The 14,075-nt window shown below is 70.5% G+C and carries 17 protein-coding genes; 9 read left to right on the plus strand and 8 right to left on the minus strand.

Going from position 1 to position 14,075, the window contains the following annotated elements:
• Window positions 1-2: 2 nt before the first annotated feature.
• Entirely contained in the window at window positions 3-1,409 is a 1,407-nt protein-coding gene (locus MOX02_RS23595; protein WP_238179968.1) for a B12-binding domain-containing radical SAM protein, read from the minus strand.
• Window positions 1,313-2,716 (minus strand): B12-binding domain-containing radical SAM protein, encoded by a 1,404-nt coding sequence (locus tag MOX02_RS23600; protein ID WP_147028275.1) that lies wholly within the window; start codon window positions 2,714-2,716, stop codon window positions 1,313-1,315. The genes MOX02_RS23595 and MOX02_RS23600 overlap by 97 nt, the downstream gene beginning before the upstream one ends.
• 891 nt (window positions 2,717-3,607) lie before the next feature.
• Between MOX02_RS23600 and MOX02_RS23605 the strand changes: the two genes are divergently transcribed.
• From MOX02_RS23605 to MOX02_RS23615, 3 genes are read left to right on the plus strand one after another with little or no spacing between them, the layout of a single operon-like run.
• A complete protein-coding gene (locus MOX02_RS23605) occupies window positions 3,608-4,141 on the plus strand; it encodes a cupin domain-containing protein (RefSeq protein ID WP_147028276.1) in 534 nt (177 codons plus the stop codon).
• Window positions 4,142-4,177: 36 nt separating this feature from the next.
• A complete protein-coding gene (locus tag MOX02_RS23610) occupies window positions 4,178-5,692 on the plus strand; it encodes a carboxypeptidase M32 (protein ID WP_147028277.1) in 1,515 nt (504 codons plus the stop codon).
• A gap of 57 nt (window positions 5,693-5,749) precedes the next feature.
• Complete coding sequence (locus tag MOX02_RS23615) at window positions 5,750-6,031, plus strand: hypothetical protein (protein WP_238179967.1); 282 nt, start codon at window positions 5,750-5,752, stop codon at window positions 6,029-6,031.
• 18 nt (window positions 6,032-6,049) lie between these two features.
• Here the strand turns inward: MOX02_RS23615 and MOX02_RS23620 are convergent, their stop codons facing one another.
• Together MOX02_RS23620 and MOX02_RS23625 are read right to left on the minus strand one after the other, a co-directional pair.
• Entirely contained in the window at window positions 6,050-6,472 is a 423-nt protein-coding gene (locus MOX02_RS23620; RefSeq protein ID WP_147028278.1) for a SufE family protein, read from the minus strand.
• A gap of 76 nt (window positions 6,473-6,548) precedes the next feature.
• Complete coding sequence (locus tag MOX02_RS23625) at window positions 6,549-7,592, minus strand: sensor histidine kinase (protein WP_147028279.1); 1,044 nt, start codon at window positions 7,590-7,592, stop codon at window positions 6,549-6,551.
• 214 nt (window positions 7,593-7,806) lie between these two features.
• Here MOX02_RS23625 and MOX02_RS23630 point away from each other — a divergent pair, with 214 nt between their 5' ends.
• The 3 genes from MOX02_RS23630 to MOX02_RS23640 all read left to right on the plus strand — a co-directional run bounded on the left by MOX02_RS23630 (window position 7,807) and on the right by MOX02_RS23640 (window position 10,090).
• Window positions 7,807-8,073: a hypothetical protein gene (locus MOX02_RS23630; RefSeq protein ID WP_147028280.1), complete on the plus strand. Its 267-nt coding sequence runs from the start codon at window positions 7,807-7,809 to the stop codon at window positions 8,071-8,073.
• Window positions 8,074-8,232: 159 nt separating this feature from the next.
• On the plus strand, window positions 8,233-8,943 hold the full coding sequence (locus tag MOX02_RS23635; RefSeq protein ID WP_238179966.1) for a hypothetical protein: 711 nt from the start codon (window positions 8,233-8,235) through the stop codon (window positions 8,941-8,943).
• On the plus strand, window positions 8,861-10,090 hold the full coding sequence (locus MOX02_RS23640) for a DNA-packaging protein (protein WP_147028281.1): 1,230 nt from the start codon (window positions 8,861-8,863) through the stop codon (window positions 10,088-10,090). The genes MOX02_RS23635 and MOX02_RS23640 overlap by 83 nt, the downstream gene beginning before the upstream one ends.
• A 2-nt stretch (window positions 10,091-10,092) precedes the next feature.
• Here the strand turns inward: MOX02_RS23640 and MOX02_RS23645 are convergent, their stop codons facing one another.
• From MOX02_RS23645 to MOX02_RS23660, 4 genes are all read right to left on the minus strand, one after another.
• The gene (locus tag MOX02_RS23645; protein ID WP_238179965.1) at window positions 10,093-11,049 is read right to left on the minus strand and encodes a tyrosine-type recombinase/integrase; all 957 of its coding nucleotides are present in this window, start codon (window positions 11,047-11,049) and stop codon (window positions 10,093-10,095) included.
• An 88-nt stretch (window positions 11,050-11,137) separates the two neighbouring features.
• Window positions 11,138-11,419 carry a helix-turn-helix transcriptional regulator gene (locus MOX02_RS23650; RefSeq protein WP_147028282.1) on the minus strand — a complete coding sequence of 94 codons (282 nt, stop codon included), beginning with the start codon at window positions 11,417-11,419 and terminating at the stop codon, window positions 11,138-11,140.
• The gene (locus MOX02_RS23655) at window positions 11,410-11,925 is read right to left on the minus strand and encodes a hypothetical protein (protein ID WP_147028283.1); all 516 of its coding nucleotides are present in this window, start codon (window positions 11,923-11,925) and stop codon (window positions 11,410-11,412) included. The genes MOX02_RS23650 and MOX02_RS23655 overlap by 10 nt, the downstream gene beginning before the upstream one ends.
• 242 nt (window positions 11,926-12,167) lie before the next feature.
• The gene (locus tag MOX02_RS23660; protein ID WP_147028284.1) at window positions 12,168-12,380 is read right to left on the minus strand and encodes a helix-turn-helix domain-containing protein; all 213 of its coding nucleotides are present in this window, start codon (window positions 12,378-12,380) and stop codon (window positions 12,168-12,170) included.
• A 123-nt stretch (window positions 12,381-12,503) separates the two neighbouring features.
• Between MOX02_RS23660 and MOX02_RS23665 the strand changes: the two genes are divergently transcribed.
• From MOX02_RS23665 to MOX02_RS23675, 3 genes are all read left to right on the plus strand, one after another.
• Window positions 12,504-13,028, plus strand: coding sequence for a hypothetical protein (locus MOX02_RS23665; RefSeq protein ID WP_147028285.1), 525 nt, complete (start codon window positions 12,504-12,506; stop codon window positions 13,026-13,028).
• Window positions 13,029-13,138: 110 nt separating this feature from the next.
• A complete protein-coding gene (locus MOX02_RS23670; protein WP_147028286.1) occupies window positions 13,139-13,615 on the plus strand; it encodes a YlcI/YnfO family protein in 477 nt (158 codons plus the stop codon).
• A gap of 124 nt (window positions 13,616-13,739) precedes the next feature.
• Complete coding sequence (locus MOX02_RS23675; RefSeq protein WP_147028287.1) at window positions 13,740-13,958, plus strand: hypothetical protein; 219 nt, start codon at window positions 13,740-13,742, stop codon at window positions 13,956-13,958.
• Window positions 13,959-14,075 lie beyond the last annotated feature (117 nt).

Consider the following 14,075-nt stretch of genomic DNA (forward strand, 5'->3'; position numbering starts at 1 on the left):
CGTCAGCGCGGAGGCGGGAACGTCCAGAAGAACTCGCCTGAGCGGCCCCCGCGCAGGGCCGCCTGCCGGGTCAGGAAGCGGCACTCCGCCTCGAGCGCCGCCTCGCTCCAGCCGGAGCAGGAGATCATCTTGAGGGAGATCGGGTCGTAGGCGATCCGGTGCTCGGGGGGCGAGCGCACCATCAGGCCGGAGGGCAGCACCACGCAGTGGTAGACCCGCAGCGCGCAGGGCAGCCGGCAGGCCCGCTCGAAGTTGCGCCGGAAGGTCTCGGGATTGTCGCCGGGCAGGCCCAGGATGATCTCGACGGCGAGGCTCGCCACCGCGTCGAGCTTGCCGAAGGTCTCGTCGAAGCGGCGCTCGTCGTAGGAGCGGTCGACCTGCGCCAGCACGGCGTTGTCGAAGCTCTGCAGGCCGATGCCCACGTAGGCGTTGCTGACGGAGGCCAGGAAATCGAGGTGCTCCTGGCGCACGGCCGCCGGGTAGACCTCGCAGATCAGCCCGTGGGTCTCGAAGAAGCCGCTCTCCCGCGCCGCCCGGCTGAGGTTGAGGAAGGCGTTGCGGTTCAGGTTCAGGCCGGCATCGACGAGGAGCGCCGCGTAGACGTCGTGGCGGGCGATGGCCTGCAATTCGCGGTCGAGATGGTCGACGGCGCGCACGCGCTTGGGCGATTCCATCGTCCCCCACTCGCAGAAGGAGCAGGTGAAGGGGCAGCCCCGGTAGGTCTGCAGCACGCCGAGGCCGCCGTGCTGGACGAGGTCGAGCGCGTAGGGCGAGGGCAGGCTGTCGAGGTCGGCGAGCGGGCGGGCCGGCGTCTCGCGCCAGCCCGGCCCGTCCTTGACGGCCACGCCGCGCAGGGCCCCGAGGGCGGCGGCGTCGCGCGCGTTGAGCGAGACGACCTCCCGGAAGGTCTCCTCGCCCTCGTTGATGACGAGGAGGTCGATGTCGTCGCGGGAGGCCGAGAAGGGCGGCTTGGAGAACATCACCGGCCGGGCGGAGGGGCCGCCGAACACGACGAGCCGGCGGGGATCGTCCTGCTTGATCCGGGCCACGACCCGGCAGAAGAACGGCAGCGACCAGAGATAGGCGGAGACGCCGACGATGTCGGGGTCGAAGGCGACGACCTCGCGGGCCACCGCCTCGGGCTCGCCCCCCGTCAGGTCCCAGGTGCGGCACTCGAGATCGGCGAAGCCGGCCGCGCGGATCGCGGCCTCGACCATGCGCAGGCCGAGATTGGGCACGAAGCTCGGCATGGCCGGGTCGCGGTCCGGGTAGCGCGCCAGGAGCGCGACGCGCCGGCCGGAGCGGTAGGCGGTCACGGCGTCCGCGCCCGCCGCCAGGAGGGCCGGGCCTCGTCGGGCGAGGGCGGCGGGGCCGTCCGGCGCGCCGCGTCCCGGCGCGGGAAGGACCACCAGTAGGCCCCCGCCTTGCCGCCCGCCGCCAGCGCCCGGGCCCGCACTTCCGCCCGCACCTCGGCCACCGCCTCCTCGCTCCAGCCCGCGCAGGAGCGCATCGCCATCGTGACGGGATCGAAGCGGACGTCCCATTCCGGCCGGCTGCGGGTGAGGAGCGCGTCGGGCAGGACGAGGCAGTGGTAGACCCGGACCGTGGCGGGCAGGGACAGGGCGTAGTCGAGGGTCCGGCGGAAGCCCGCCGGCGTGTCCCCGGGCAGGACGGCGATGATCTGCAACTCGATGTTGGTGACGCGGGCGAGCGCCCGCACCGCCGCCTCGAAGCGCGGGGAATCGGAGGGGCGGTCGTGCAGCCGCAGCACCGCCGGGTCCATCGACTGCATGCCGACGCCGAGATAGGCGGTGCCGATCTCCTCGATGAAGGCGAGGTGCTCGTCGCGCACGATCGACGGGTAGATCTCGGCCCAGAACAGCGATTCCCGCAGGAAGCCCGAGCGCTGGTTGGCCAGCCGCAGGTTGCGGAAGGCGCCGATGTTCAGGTTGAGGCCCGCGTCGAGCAGGAACACCGCCGGCGCCTCGTGCGCCCGGAAGGCGTCGAGCTCGCGGGCGATGTACTCCGCCGAGAAGGCCGCCTTGGCGTTCTCCTTCGAGCCCCACTCGCAGAAGCGGCAGGAGAGCGGGCAGCCGCGGAACGTCTCCAGGTAGGCGACGCCGCCCCGCGGCATCAGCCCCTGCGCGTAAGGAGACGCGATGCGGTCGAGCGGGGCGATCTGCGGGCGGCGCGCGGTGCGCAGCCAGCCGTCCGCGCCCGGCAGCGCCAGCCCGCGCACCCCCTCCCAGGCGGCCCGCCCGAAATCCGGGAGCCCGGCGATGTCCCGGATGATCTCCTCGCCGTCGCCCTCGACGACGGCGTCGAGGTAGGCGTGGGCCGGGGCGTAGGGTTCGAGGTCGAAGAAGGCCGTGCGGGCGGAGGGACCGCCGAACACGATCGCCAGGGACGGGCGCTCCCGGCGCAGGCGGCGCGCCACCTCGACGAGGGAGGGCGCCGACCAGACGTAGATCGAGAAGCCGACGAGGTCGGGCTCGAGCGCCAGGATCTCCGCGACGGTGCCCTCGACGTCGTCGGCCCGGCGGTCGATGAGCGCGACCCGCGCGCCGGCGAGGTCGGGGTCGCTCGTCAGCGCGGCGTGGATGCGCCGGATGCCGAAGCTCGGCAGCCGCAGGGTGCCGAGCTCGTCCGCGTCCGGCCGCGGGGTCAGGCAGACCAGGGCGATGCGCCGCCGCGCGGGGGAGTGAGGTCCGGACATGCGACTCTGGCGGCGGCTCGGCGGGCGGCGTGCTCGGACGGGATGGCGCGGGCGGACCGACGCGCCGGTTCGCCGCCCGCCGAGCCGTCGTGTTCCAAAGCGCCTTTTGTGAGGCTGGGCGGGCTCAGTACTCGGGCGGGGGACGGGGCCGGAACATCTGACTCCCGCGCGCGGTCGGCGCCAGTGCCCGGGTCGTCGTCACGACGTCGCGGCGTACGGGACCCGCTTCGGCGCTGCGAAAGGCGCGGAACGACAGCGTTACCAAGTCAGACAGGCGCCTATTCCGGATCCTGCGTCAATACGCATATGGTAGAGTGACGACATTCCGACCGCTGACCAAGAGTTTCTCGATCGTGATCGCCCGACCGCTCGCATGCCCCTGGCATTGAATGCTTTGATCGGGCTCGGCCGTCCCATCATCGCCCCAGATGAATTCAAAGGTATTGTGAGTCGGATCGCTGGCCGTGTTCGGGACATCGGAATATACGAGAGCCCTGTTTTGACCGCCTCCGCTCACATGAGGCATCGCCAGATGCAGGCAGACCCGCCGGGCCTGCCTCATGAGGTCGGGGCGATCCGCCTCGGCACATCCTTCCAGGCCCGCGAGGCCGAGCACGGCGAAGAGCGGAGCGAGGAGCGCCCGGCTTCCGCATTCAGGCATGATCGGCTCTCGCATCCCCCACATGCACGCGGACAGCTCCGCGCGCCTTCTGCGCCACGTCCTGACTGAAGGACGCACATCTCTGCAGCGCGCCATCCCTGCAGCGCAAGGCCCCTCGGCCCTCGGACACCATCCCCTCTCCCTCCCGCGCGGCGGCGCGGCCCCTACACAGGCGCGGACAGGCGTCGTACCCCTGTCGCCGCGGCCCGCGAGGGGCCCGGGAGGCCGGCATGGCGGAGCACGACCACACCCACCCGCACACCCAACCCCACACCCACGCGCACCCGGGGGAGGCCGCCCCCGGCGACGGGCGCTGGAAGCACGACGGGGTGCGGGTGATCCCGGGCGACCGGCTCGACCCGAACACGGCCCAGACTCCCGGCATGTTCCGGCAGGCGGCCATCAACGCGGCCCGGGTCGGCGCGCAGAAGATCTGGGCCGGCACGGTGGCGATCGAGCCCGACGCCAAGACCGGCGTGCACCATCACGGCGACCTCGAGAGCGTGATCTACATCGTCTCGGGCCGCGCCCGGATGCGCTGGGGCGAGCGGCTCGAATACGTGGCGGAGGCCGGGCCCGGCGACTTCATCTTCGTGCCGCCCTTCGTGCCCCACCAGGAGATCAACGCCTCCACCGACGAGCCCCTGCACTGCGTGCTGGTGCGCTCCGATAACGAGGCGGTCGTCGTCAACCTGCCCGACGTCGAGGCGGTCGAGCCGCCCGAGACGGTGCTCTGGGTCGACCCCATCCACAAGCGGCCCTGAGGCCTCGTGCGAACAACCCCGGCAAGAGGAGAGAGCATGCGATCCTACCGCGCCCTGGAGAGCCGCTTCGCGCGCCTCCACGCCCTCGGCGACGCCGCCGGCATCCTCGGCTGGGACGCGCAGACCCTGATGCCGGACGGTGCCGCCGAGGGCCGCGCCGACCAGCTCGCCGTGCTGAAGGGCCTCGCCCACGACATCCTGACCGCGCCCGAGACCGCTGACCTCCTCGCCGCCGCCGGGGACGAGGCGGCCGGGCTCGGCCCCTGGCAACGGGCGAACCTCGCCGAGATGCGCCGCGCGCACCTGCACGCCACCGCGGTGCCCCGCGACCTCGTGGAGGCGAACTCCCGCGCCGTCTCCCGCTGCGAGATGACGTGGCGGCAGGCGCGCCGGGACGCGGATTTCGCGCGGCTCGCGCCCGACCTCGCCGAGGTGCTGCGCCTGCAGCGGGAGGTCGGGCGGGCGAAGGGCGAGCGCCTCGGCCTCTCGCCCTACGACGCCCTCCTCGACGGCTACGACCCCGGCATGCGGCGGGCGCGGATCGACCCGCTCTTCGCGGAGCTGCGCGACTTCCTGCCCGGCTACGTCGCCGAGGCGCGGTCGCGCCAAGCCGCCGAGCCGCCGCCCTTGCCTCTCGACGGACCCTTCCCGGTGGACTTGCAGCGGCAGGTCGGGCTCGCGCTGATGGGCGCGGCGGGCTTCGACTTCGGGCGCGGGCGCCTCGACGTCAGCCTGCACCCGTTCTGCGGCGGCGCCACCGACGACGTGCGCATCACCACCCGCTACGACGAGGCCGACGTGACCCGGGCCCTGCTCGGGGTGCTGCACGAGACCGGCCACGCCCTCTACGAGCAGGGCCGGCCCGTCGCCTGGACGCGCCAGCCCGTGGGCGAGGCCCGCGGCATGAGCCTGCACGAGAGCCAGTCGCTCATCGTCGAGATGCAGGCCTGCCGCTCGCGCGCCTTCGCGGCCCATCTCGCGCCGCTCCTCGCCGGGACCTTCGGGCGGCAGGGGCCGGCCTGGACCGCCGAGAACCTCTACCGCCTGCACACGCGGGTGGAGCCGGGCTTCATCCGGGTCGACGCCGACGAGATGACCTACCCGGCCCACATCCTGCTGCGCTACGGCCTGGAGACCGCGATGATCGCGGGCGACCTCGCCGTGGCCGACCTGCCGGGCGCCTTCAACGACGGCATGCGCGACCTGCTCGGCCTCGCCGTGCCGGACGACCGCCTCGGCTGCCTGCAGGACATCCACTGGCCGGGCGGGAGCTGGGGCTACTTTCCCACCTACACGCTCGGCGCGCTGGCGGCCGCCCAGCTCTTCCGGGCGGCGCGGGAGGCCGAGCCGGACCTCGTCCCGGCCCTCGCGCGGGGGGATTTCGGCCCGCTGACGGGGTGGCTGCGGGCGAACGTGCACGCGAAGGGGAGCCTGCTCGACACCGACGCGCTCCTTCAAGAGGCCACCGGGGCGCCGCTCGGGGCGGCGGCCTTCCGCCTCCACCTCGAGGAGCGCTACCTCGGCGGCGTCCGGGACCGGACCCGGGGGTGAAGCGCGGTCGAACCTGAGGCAGGGTGCGGCGTTGGGGGGCGGTAAGAGGAGATCCCCATGCCGTCGACACTGCCCCGCATCCGCCCGCTCGCCGCCGGGCTCGCCCTCGCCGCCCTGACGATCCTGCCCGCCGCCGCCCAGAGGCCGGCCGAGACGGGCACCGGCGGCGGCCCGGCCTCGACGGTCACGGCGCCGAACACCTCCTCGGTCGGCCGCACCAAGCCGCCGGGCGCCGCCGCGGGCGGCCCCAGCGCGGGCGACCGCACCGAGCGCACGCCGCAGCAGAAGGAGGACGACAGGATCCAGAAGGGCATCTGCATCGGCTGCGCGCCCAGATAGGCGGCCGGGAGCGGGCGCTCAGGCGCTGAGCTTGTGCGCCTCGCGCTGGATGCGCTCGTTCATGGCGCGCAGGCCGCCCGCGCGCTTCGACGTGATGTGGTTGCCGAAATCGAGGCGCTTGAACACGTCGAGGCCGTCCGTCGCGGCGATCTCCTCCGGCGTCTTGCCGGCGTAGATGGCGATCATCAGCGCCACGAGGCCGCGGGTGATGCTGGAATCGCTGTCGCCCTGGAGGACGAGGACGGGCCGGCCGCCGGACTCGTCGAGGCGCGATTCGAGCCAGACCTGGCTCTCGCAGCCGTGGACCCGGTTCTCCTCCGTGCAGCGCTCGGGCGGCAGCCGCGGCATCTCGCGGCCGAGCTCGATCACGTAGGCGTAGCGGTCCTCCCACTCCTCGATGAACTCGAAATTCTCGATGATGGTGGAGATGGGCGGGAGCATCGGCGGCCGGTCGCGAGGGGAAGCGTCGAGCGGCATATAGGCGCCCGGACGGGGAGATGCGAATCGGGGCGCCGGCTCAGGACGCGGCGCCGGCCCGCGTCTCGGGGAGCTGCAGCTCCAGCGGGTCGGAGGTCGTGGCCGTGCCCCGCACCGCGATCTCGGCCTGCGCCGCGTAGGCCGCGATGAGGCGGGGCCCGAGCTTGGGCACGTCCGGGCGCCCGCCCTCCGGCCCGTCCCCGACCCCGGAGGCGATGGTGAGGCGCACGGGGCCCCCCGCCGCCGCGTCGATGGTGATGGCGATGGTGCAGGCCACCGTCTCGGCGGTGGCGTCGAGGCACTCGGCCACCACCTCGGCCACGATCATGCCGAGGGCGTTGGCGGTGCGGGGCTCGACGTAGCCGGTGCCGGTGCCGTCCACCGTGACGCCGATCCGGCCGGCCCGGCGCAGCTGCCCGAGCCCGGAGGCGAGGCGGTGCAGGTACTCGCGCAGGTCGATCGAGGCGATGTGGGGCGCCTCGTGCAGGTGCTGCTGCACCAGCGCGATCGCCCGGACCCGCTGGCCCAGCGCCTCGAAGCTGCCGCGGCAGGGGTCGGGGGCGGCCCGGCCGTAGAGGCCGATCAGGCTGACCATCACCTGCAGATTGTTGCGGACCCGGTGATAGACCTCGGCGAGCAGCGCCTCCTTCTCGGCGAGCGCCCGCTCGATGTGCTCCTCCGCGTGCTTGCGGTCGGTGATGTCGAAGCAGGAGCCGAGATAGCCGTGGAAGCCGGCATCGTCCTCGAGCGGCCGGCCGGTCTCGAGGAGCCAGCGATAGGACCCGTCGTGGCGGCGCAGGCGGAACTCGACGGTGAAGGGCTCGCGGGCGGCGTAGGCCTCGGCGACGAGGGCGGCGTGGCGGGCGAAATCGTCCGGGTGCAGGCCCCGGCGCCAGCCGTCGCCGATCTCCTCCTCGGCGGAGCGGCCGGTGAATTCCAGCCAGCACTCGTTGTGATGGACCGCGTGACCCTCGGGATCGGCGCGCCACATCATCAGCGGAACGAAATCGGCGAAGCGCCGAAACGCGTCTCCGACCTCGAAGCGGCCCTGGCCGATCCCGGACGCTGGTGATTCCGCTGCCATGGTTCTCCCGATTCGCCCTTCGCCACCGCTGATGTGCGCAATGCAGGCGCCGGTCAACGTGCCGCGGCATACCCCGTTCCGGGCCGGCGCCGCGCTCCCCCGCTCCCGGACTCCGCCCCCGGGCCATCCCCGCGGCCGCCGCCCGCGGCCGCCCCCTCGGGCAGAACGGTGCACCGGCATGGCCGGGGGCGGGGACGCGCCCCATATCCGAGCCATGACAGCGCCCGATCCGACCGCCCTCGACAGGCTCCTGAAGACGCTCGACGGCCTCGCCGCCTCCGACGACCCCTCCGGCGTCGAGCAGGCCGACCGCGCCGTCTGGGACTACCTGTCGGGCTTCGACGGCCTCTCCGCCCAGACCGCGGCCGCGGACGCGCTCGGCGCGGCGATCGAGTCCTGGCCGGTGAACACCTCGCTCGGCCCCGCCATCCGCAACGTCGTGGCGCGCCACCGCGCCCGCCTCGCCGCACCCTCGGCGTGAACGGCGCGCTCGGAGCGGCCGGCCCGGCGTACGGGTTCGTACGGCAACGTTCACCGGCTCAGAATAAAAGCCTCGGTCTAGGCTTTTATGGTTGACAGCGCGACGCTGCTCAGGTACAAAACAGGAACACTCCAGAAGTGTGACGAGACGGCGGGGGCCATGGCACGGATCGGCCCGCACCCGCCCGAGACCATGGCGGCCGCCGAGGCGCTGGTGCGCCGCACCGGGCGCAGCCTCGGCGACATCGCGGCGGAGCTCGGCGTCTCTGCGCTCACGGTGCGCCGCTGGAGCCGCCGCCTCGGCTGGCGGGCGCGCCTGCGGCCGGAGCCCCCCTGGTCCGCATCGCGGACCGCGAGCCTCGGCCGCCTCTACCACAACCCGGCGGTGGATCTGCGCGACCTCGAAGCCGTGCTGGCGGCGCGGCGCTCCGACGCCCGGGATCTTCTGCGGGTGCAGGGCCTGACGGAGCGGCGCCGCGCGGCGCGCGGGGCGAGCCTCGCCGGCCCGGCCCTGCGCGCGGCGCTGCGCGGGCACGTGGCCCGCCAGATCGCCCGGTTCGACGCGGCCCTGCGCGAGGAGGCGGGCCTCGCCGACACCGCGCGGGTGCTGCGCGACCTCGGCGGCCTCAAGCGCATCCTCGACGAACTCGATCCGGGCCCGGACCCCGGCGCTGGAGACCGGCATGGGACGCGCGGAACCGAGAGGGGCGGGCCCGCCCTCGACCTTGCCGCCCTCGACCTTGCCGCCCTCGACCTGCCAGCCCTGCGCGCGGAGATCGCGCGGCGCTATGCGGCGTTCGCAGGCGAGCGGGCGGATCCAGGGCTTCCTGGAGAGCCTGCCGCCGCACCTCCTGCTGGCGCTGCAGCGTGACTGGCTGCACCTCGCCCGGCCCGACCAGCTCCCGCCCTGCGAGGCGGCGCCCGGCCGCCCGGCCTGGACGACCTGGGCGGTGATCGGCGGGCGCGGCTGCGGCAAGACCCGCACCGGCGCCGAGTGGGTGAGCGCGCTCGCCACGGGCGATCCCGCCTTCACGGGGGAGCCGGTCGGCCGCATCGCGCTGGTGGGCGAGACCTTCGCGGACGTGCGCGACGTGATGATCGAGGGCCCGTCCGGCCTCCTCGCGCTGCCGGCGCGGGCCGCGCGCCCGCGCTGGTCTCCGTCGCGGCGCCGGGTCGAGTGGCCGAACGGGGCCGTGGCCCTCGCCTTCTCGGCCGAGGAGCCGGACTCGCTGCGCGGGCCGCAATTCGGCGCCGCGTGGTCGGACGAGGTCGCCAAGTGGCGCTACGCCGAGGCGGCCTACGACATGCTGCAGTTCGGCCTGCGCGTGGGCACGCGCCCGCGCGGCCTCGTGACGACGACGCCCCGGCCGATCCCGCTGCTGCGGCGGCTCCTCTCCGACCCGCGCACGGTGGTGAGCCGGGCCCGCACCGCCGACAACGCGCCGAACCTCGCCCCCGCCTTCCTGGCGGAGGTGGTGGGGCGCTACGCGGGCACCCGTCTCGGGCGCCAGGAGCTCGACGGCGAGCTGATCGAGGACCGGGCGGACGCTCTCTGGACCCGGGACGGGCTGGAGGCGGCGCGCGTGGCCGCGCTGCCGGAGCCGCTCGCCCGCATCGTCGTGGCGGTCGACCCGCCGGCCTCCTCACGGGCCGGGGCCGACGCCTGCGGGATCGTGGCGGCGGGCGCGCTCGGCGCGACAGCCTACGTGCTCGCCGACGCGACGCTCGCCCGCGCCACCCCGCAGGCCTGGGCCTCGGCGGCGCTCGCCCTCTACCACCGGCTCGGGGCGGACGCCCTCGTGGTCGAGGTGAACCAGGGCGGCGAGATGGCCGAGGCGGTGATCCGCGAGATCGACCCAGGCGTGCCCGTCACCGCGGTGCGGGCGAGCCGCGGCAAGTACCTGCGGGCCGAGCCCGTCTCGGTGCTCTACGCGCAGGGCCGCGTCCGCCACGTCGGCGCGCTGCCGGCGCTCGAGGACGAGATGTGCGATTTCATCGTTCGCCCTCTAACTTGTTGATCCTACGTGTTTTTGGCTTTCCAGTTTTCAGGTGTTTTACAGTTCTGTTCCTCGCGGGTTCTCGCAAGGCTGACGAGAGCCGCCTGCCCGCTCGCCTTCTTGTCGGCGAAGCGGCAGTAGCGCTCGATCATCGCCAGAGACATTCCGGTGATGTCGCTGATCTGACCTGTAGAGAGGCCGGCTCGCCGCAAGCGGACGACGGCCGTGCACCTCAACCCGTGGAGCGTGGCTCCAGCCAAGGCCGGGATCTGGTCGCGGGCGTCAGCGAAGTGCTTGGAGAACAGCTTCCGGGTGTAGGGCTTCCCATTGTCCTGCAGCAGAAAAGGACCTGGCCGGCGCGCCCACGTCGCCATTTCAGCCGCGAGCTCCGGCACGATCGGGCACCAGACTTCGCGACCCGTCTTGCGCTGCCGCAGGGCAAAGCCGCCTTCGTCAACGTCGGTCCAGCCCAGGCGCACGACATCGGACCCACGCTGCCCGGTGTAGACGTATAGAAGGACTCCCCGGCGAAGCATTCCGGTCAGCTGCTCATGCACCTGCTCGATCTGTGCCGAGGTCCACGGCTTGTGGCCGCCCTTGGCCGCGTAGGGCTTGACGCCCTCGGTCAGGCTCGTGTCGATATGCCCGCGAGCGCTAGCCCAAGCTGAGAGAGCGCGCATGGCGCCTAGGAAGTTGTTCGCCTTCCCCTTGGTCTGGCTGAGACCGTCCATGATCGCTTGAACGTGAACGGGCCGCAGCTTTGCGGACGGTAGCTCACCCCAGGCATCGCGAGCGATTTTCAGGGACCGCCGATAGAAATTTCTGGTGCCGTCCGAGAGCTTGTCCGGGTCTGTGAAGGCTGGTGACGTCTCGTAGGCATCGATCAGCGCGTTGACCGTGTCAGTTCCCGTCGCACTGACGAGGCCCTGTGCCTGCCGAAGCGCAATCCAGAACTCTGGCGTTTGCGGATCGTCCGGCAAGCGAGTTCGCGGCCCGGCGTGATCCGTGCCTCGCCCGACCTGGAGGTAAAAATACTCCCGGCCGCGCGACCGCACCCTGTGAACGCCCTTAGGCAGTTCCACGACGGCTCTCCGACGTTTGCGTGACATTGAGGGCACCCGCGAGGAAGGGATCGGAGGCAGGAGTCTCCGTCCCCCCCTTCAGGGTGACAAGCGCCGCTTGCACGTCCTGCCAGCACCAGCGGACGCAGCCGCTGGAGAGGCGCAGTGGCTTCGGGAGCACGCCCCGCCGCACCATCTCGTCGACGGTGCTTTCCGAGACATCCAATTCTTGCGCGAGCGTGGCTCGCGACAGGTAGGACGGGGGCCGGTCGGCGAGGGTCATGCCCATCCTGGCTGCTCCCGCCAAAATGCGCGCTCGCGGTCAGCCCCTTCGAGGCGATCTGTTATCGCGGCCAGCCAATCGGCTTGTGCGTAGGACAAGTTCCCGCGCAGCGGTGAGATGCCCCGGATGAAGGTCTGCTCTCGCCGACTCAGTCGGCCGAGCCGGCCTTTGCAGTACGCCACCTGCTTGCGGTGACGCTCTTCCTGACGTGGTGTGAAACGGCGAGGGATATGATGAAAAGCCCACGCTTCCTTCCAGTCGCCGTAGCTGAACTTCTGCGGCTTGCGGTGTGCGGCCTCTGCCTTGGGCTGTGGTCCTTCATCAGCCTCGCGGGCGACTGCGTCGACCTCAGGTGCAGAGATCGCTGCCGCCAGAGCATGGAAGTCCAGCCCTGCCGCTTGAAGGGTTCGGCCGATTGCTCGGGCAGCACCGACGATCTCCCCCTCGTGGGGGGAGGCGAGGACCGGAACATGCCGGCTGACCTTCGCGGGAATCGGAGAGCGCGCATTCATCGCCCAGCCCTCCAGCAATCGATGCGGGGAAAGGCGAGTTCGGCAATTGCCGCAGCCGTAGCAGCGGGGAGACCGAAGCGACGGGCTACGTAAAGGTCTTGTCTAGGAGGAGCTGGTGACGTATTTCCGATGCTGACGCCCGCAAAGCAGTCAGTTTTCGGAAACCCGCCGCAGCCCCGCTGTGCGCGGGTTTTCTGCATTAATGCGTGTCCTGATGTGAGTGATCCGCAATTGTCGGCGGGTCAGGCGGCATTGACTTCAGGGCGAAGCGGGAGGCCGAGCATTTCGCGCAGCTTCGCGGTCGGGACGCGGTACTGACCACCGACTTTGATAGACGGGATCTCTCCCGCCTCGCGCGCCTTGTAGGCAGCGTTTTTCCCAATCCCGAGCACTCGTCCCGCGAGCACCACGTCAACGGTGGGCTGGGTCAGGACCTGGATGATGTCGTTGCCCATCTCGGCCTCTCACACTTTATGTCGGGACATCCCGAGCGTAAGTGTTGTGGGCCGATGAATGCCCCTTGTCAACTTGATGTCGGGTTACTACGAGGGAAAGTCACAGACAGCCGGAGACAGGCCATGACGGAAGCCGCTGCTGCCCCCAAAAAGAGAATGGGTCGACCGCCCAAGGCGCCAGAGAAAGGCCGCCGGCAGAACTACACGTTTAGAATGAGTGACGCAGACCGAGATCGCATCATTGATGCAGCTGCTCGCTCAGGTCGTTCAATGAGTGAAGAAATAGAGAGGCGAATCGAGAGGTCGCTGGCTAACGATGAGGACCGGGACACTTTCGGAATTTACATAGATACTAGCGCCGACGCTCTTTTTGGAGGAAGGCACAATCTGAGTCTGTTTGTTAGTCTGTCAGATTATATCTTTGTATCAGAGCGGCACACCAAAAATAGATGGAACAAGGATGCTGAGACAAAGAAGATTGTTTTGGAGTATCTTCTTAAGACTTTACCTTTAGCTATGAATCAAGCCGAGAAGGCCAATCTATCTTTCACGAGCCATCTTAAGGAGCGGGAGCGTAGACTTGACGAAATTAGATCCCGCATCGCGCACGATGATGAACAAGAAAATGTCGGGAACAAAGAGCAATAAGGCGAGATTGGCTAGCCTAACCTGGCAATCCTGATGATCACCAGGGAAGTTGTGCGCGCTACAAATCTTTCTGATCTGCGCTACATTGGCGGGACCTTCGGAGGCTCGCCGTGCGCCAAGACAGTCTCACGCATACACTCACCGTCCGCGTCCCGCCGTCTTTGCGGGACGAGCTTGCGGCGGAAGCCGAGCGCAATGACGAGACGGTCGGCGCCCTAGTCCGACGCGCCGCTCGTGCTGAGCTAGGAGACGCCGAAGCACGCCGGCTGGATCCTTGGATCAATCTCCCTCACGGCGAGGCCGAAGAGATCCTGATTCGCGTCCTGCAGACCTGCGGAAATCCCGAGGATGTGGTGAAGGATCGCCACGTCGTCGTGCAGGTGGCGCGCGAGCACTGCGCGGGGCGGCACCTGATCATCGGTCCCAAAGCCGATTGGTTGGAGGCCGATTTCAATCTCGCCGCCGAGGTGACAGAGCGAACTTGGTCGCGCTCTCTGCAGGTGTGCGAGACCTGTGGCCGGCAGTCCGCAGAGGGAACATGGTCTCGATACCGGACGCGCTGCGCCGAACATGCGGAGGTGCGGTAGCTCAGAGGCGCACCGACATTTGTCGAGACGGCAGGGCGCCCAATGCGCGCGGGAGAATGGACGGATGCAGGACGTGGATCAGGACAATTTTCACGGTCGAGGCATACAAGATGGCCGAGCTTACGTGGCCGACATCGAGGCCGAGGGCATGACGGAGATCCTGCTATCCAGCCGCAGCGACGTGGCATTCTCCGAGATGCTCGTGAAGGCTCTGGCCCGATCCGTGGCGACGCTCAACCTACGTGGATCGAGCGACACCGCCGAGCGCTACGCCGAGGGCTTTCTACAGGGCGCCAACGATGCTGTGACGGCGCTGCGAGCGAAGAACGGCTCGGGGGAGTGAAGCGCCGCAGTGAAGCAGCAGGGTGGGACAAGTCGCTCACACCACAACAGCCTGTTGTGCTTCCACGGGCAAAGCGGCCTGCAAGCCAAGCCAGTGAGCACGCTGAATCTCGAACCC

This window comes from Methylobacterium oxalidis, from assembly GCF_007992195.1.
Lineage (GTDB): Bacteria > Pseudomonadota > Alphaproteobacteria > Rhizobiales > Beijerinckiaceae > Methylobacterium > Methylobacterium oxalidis.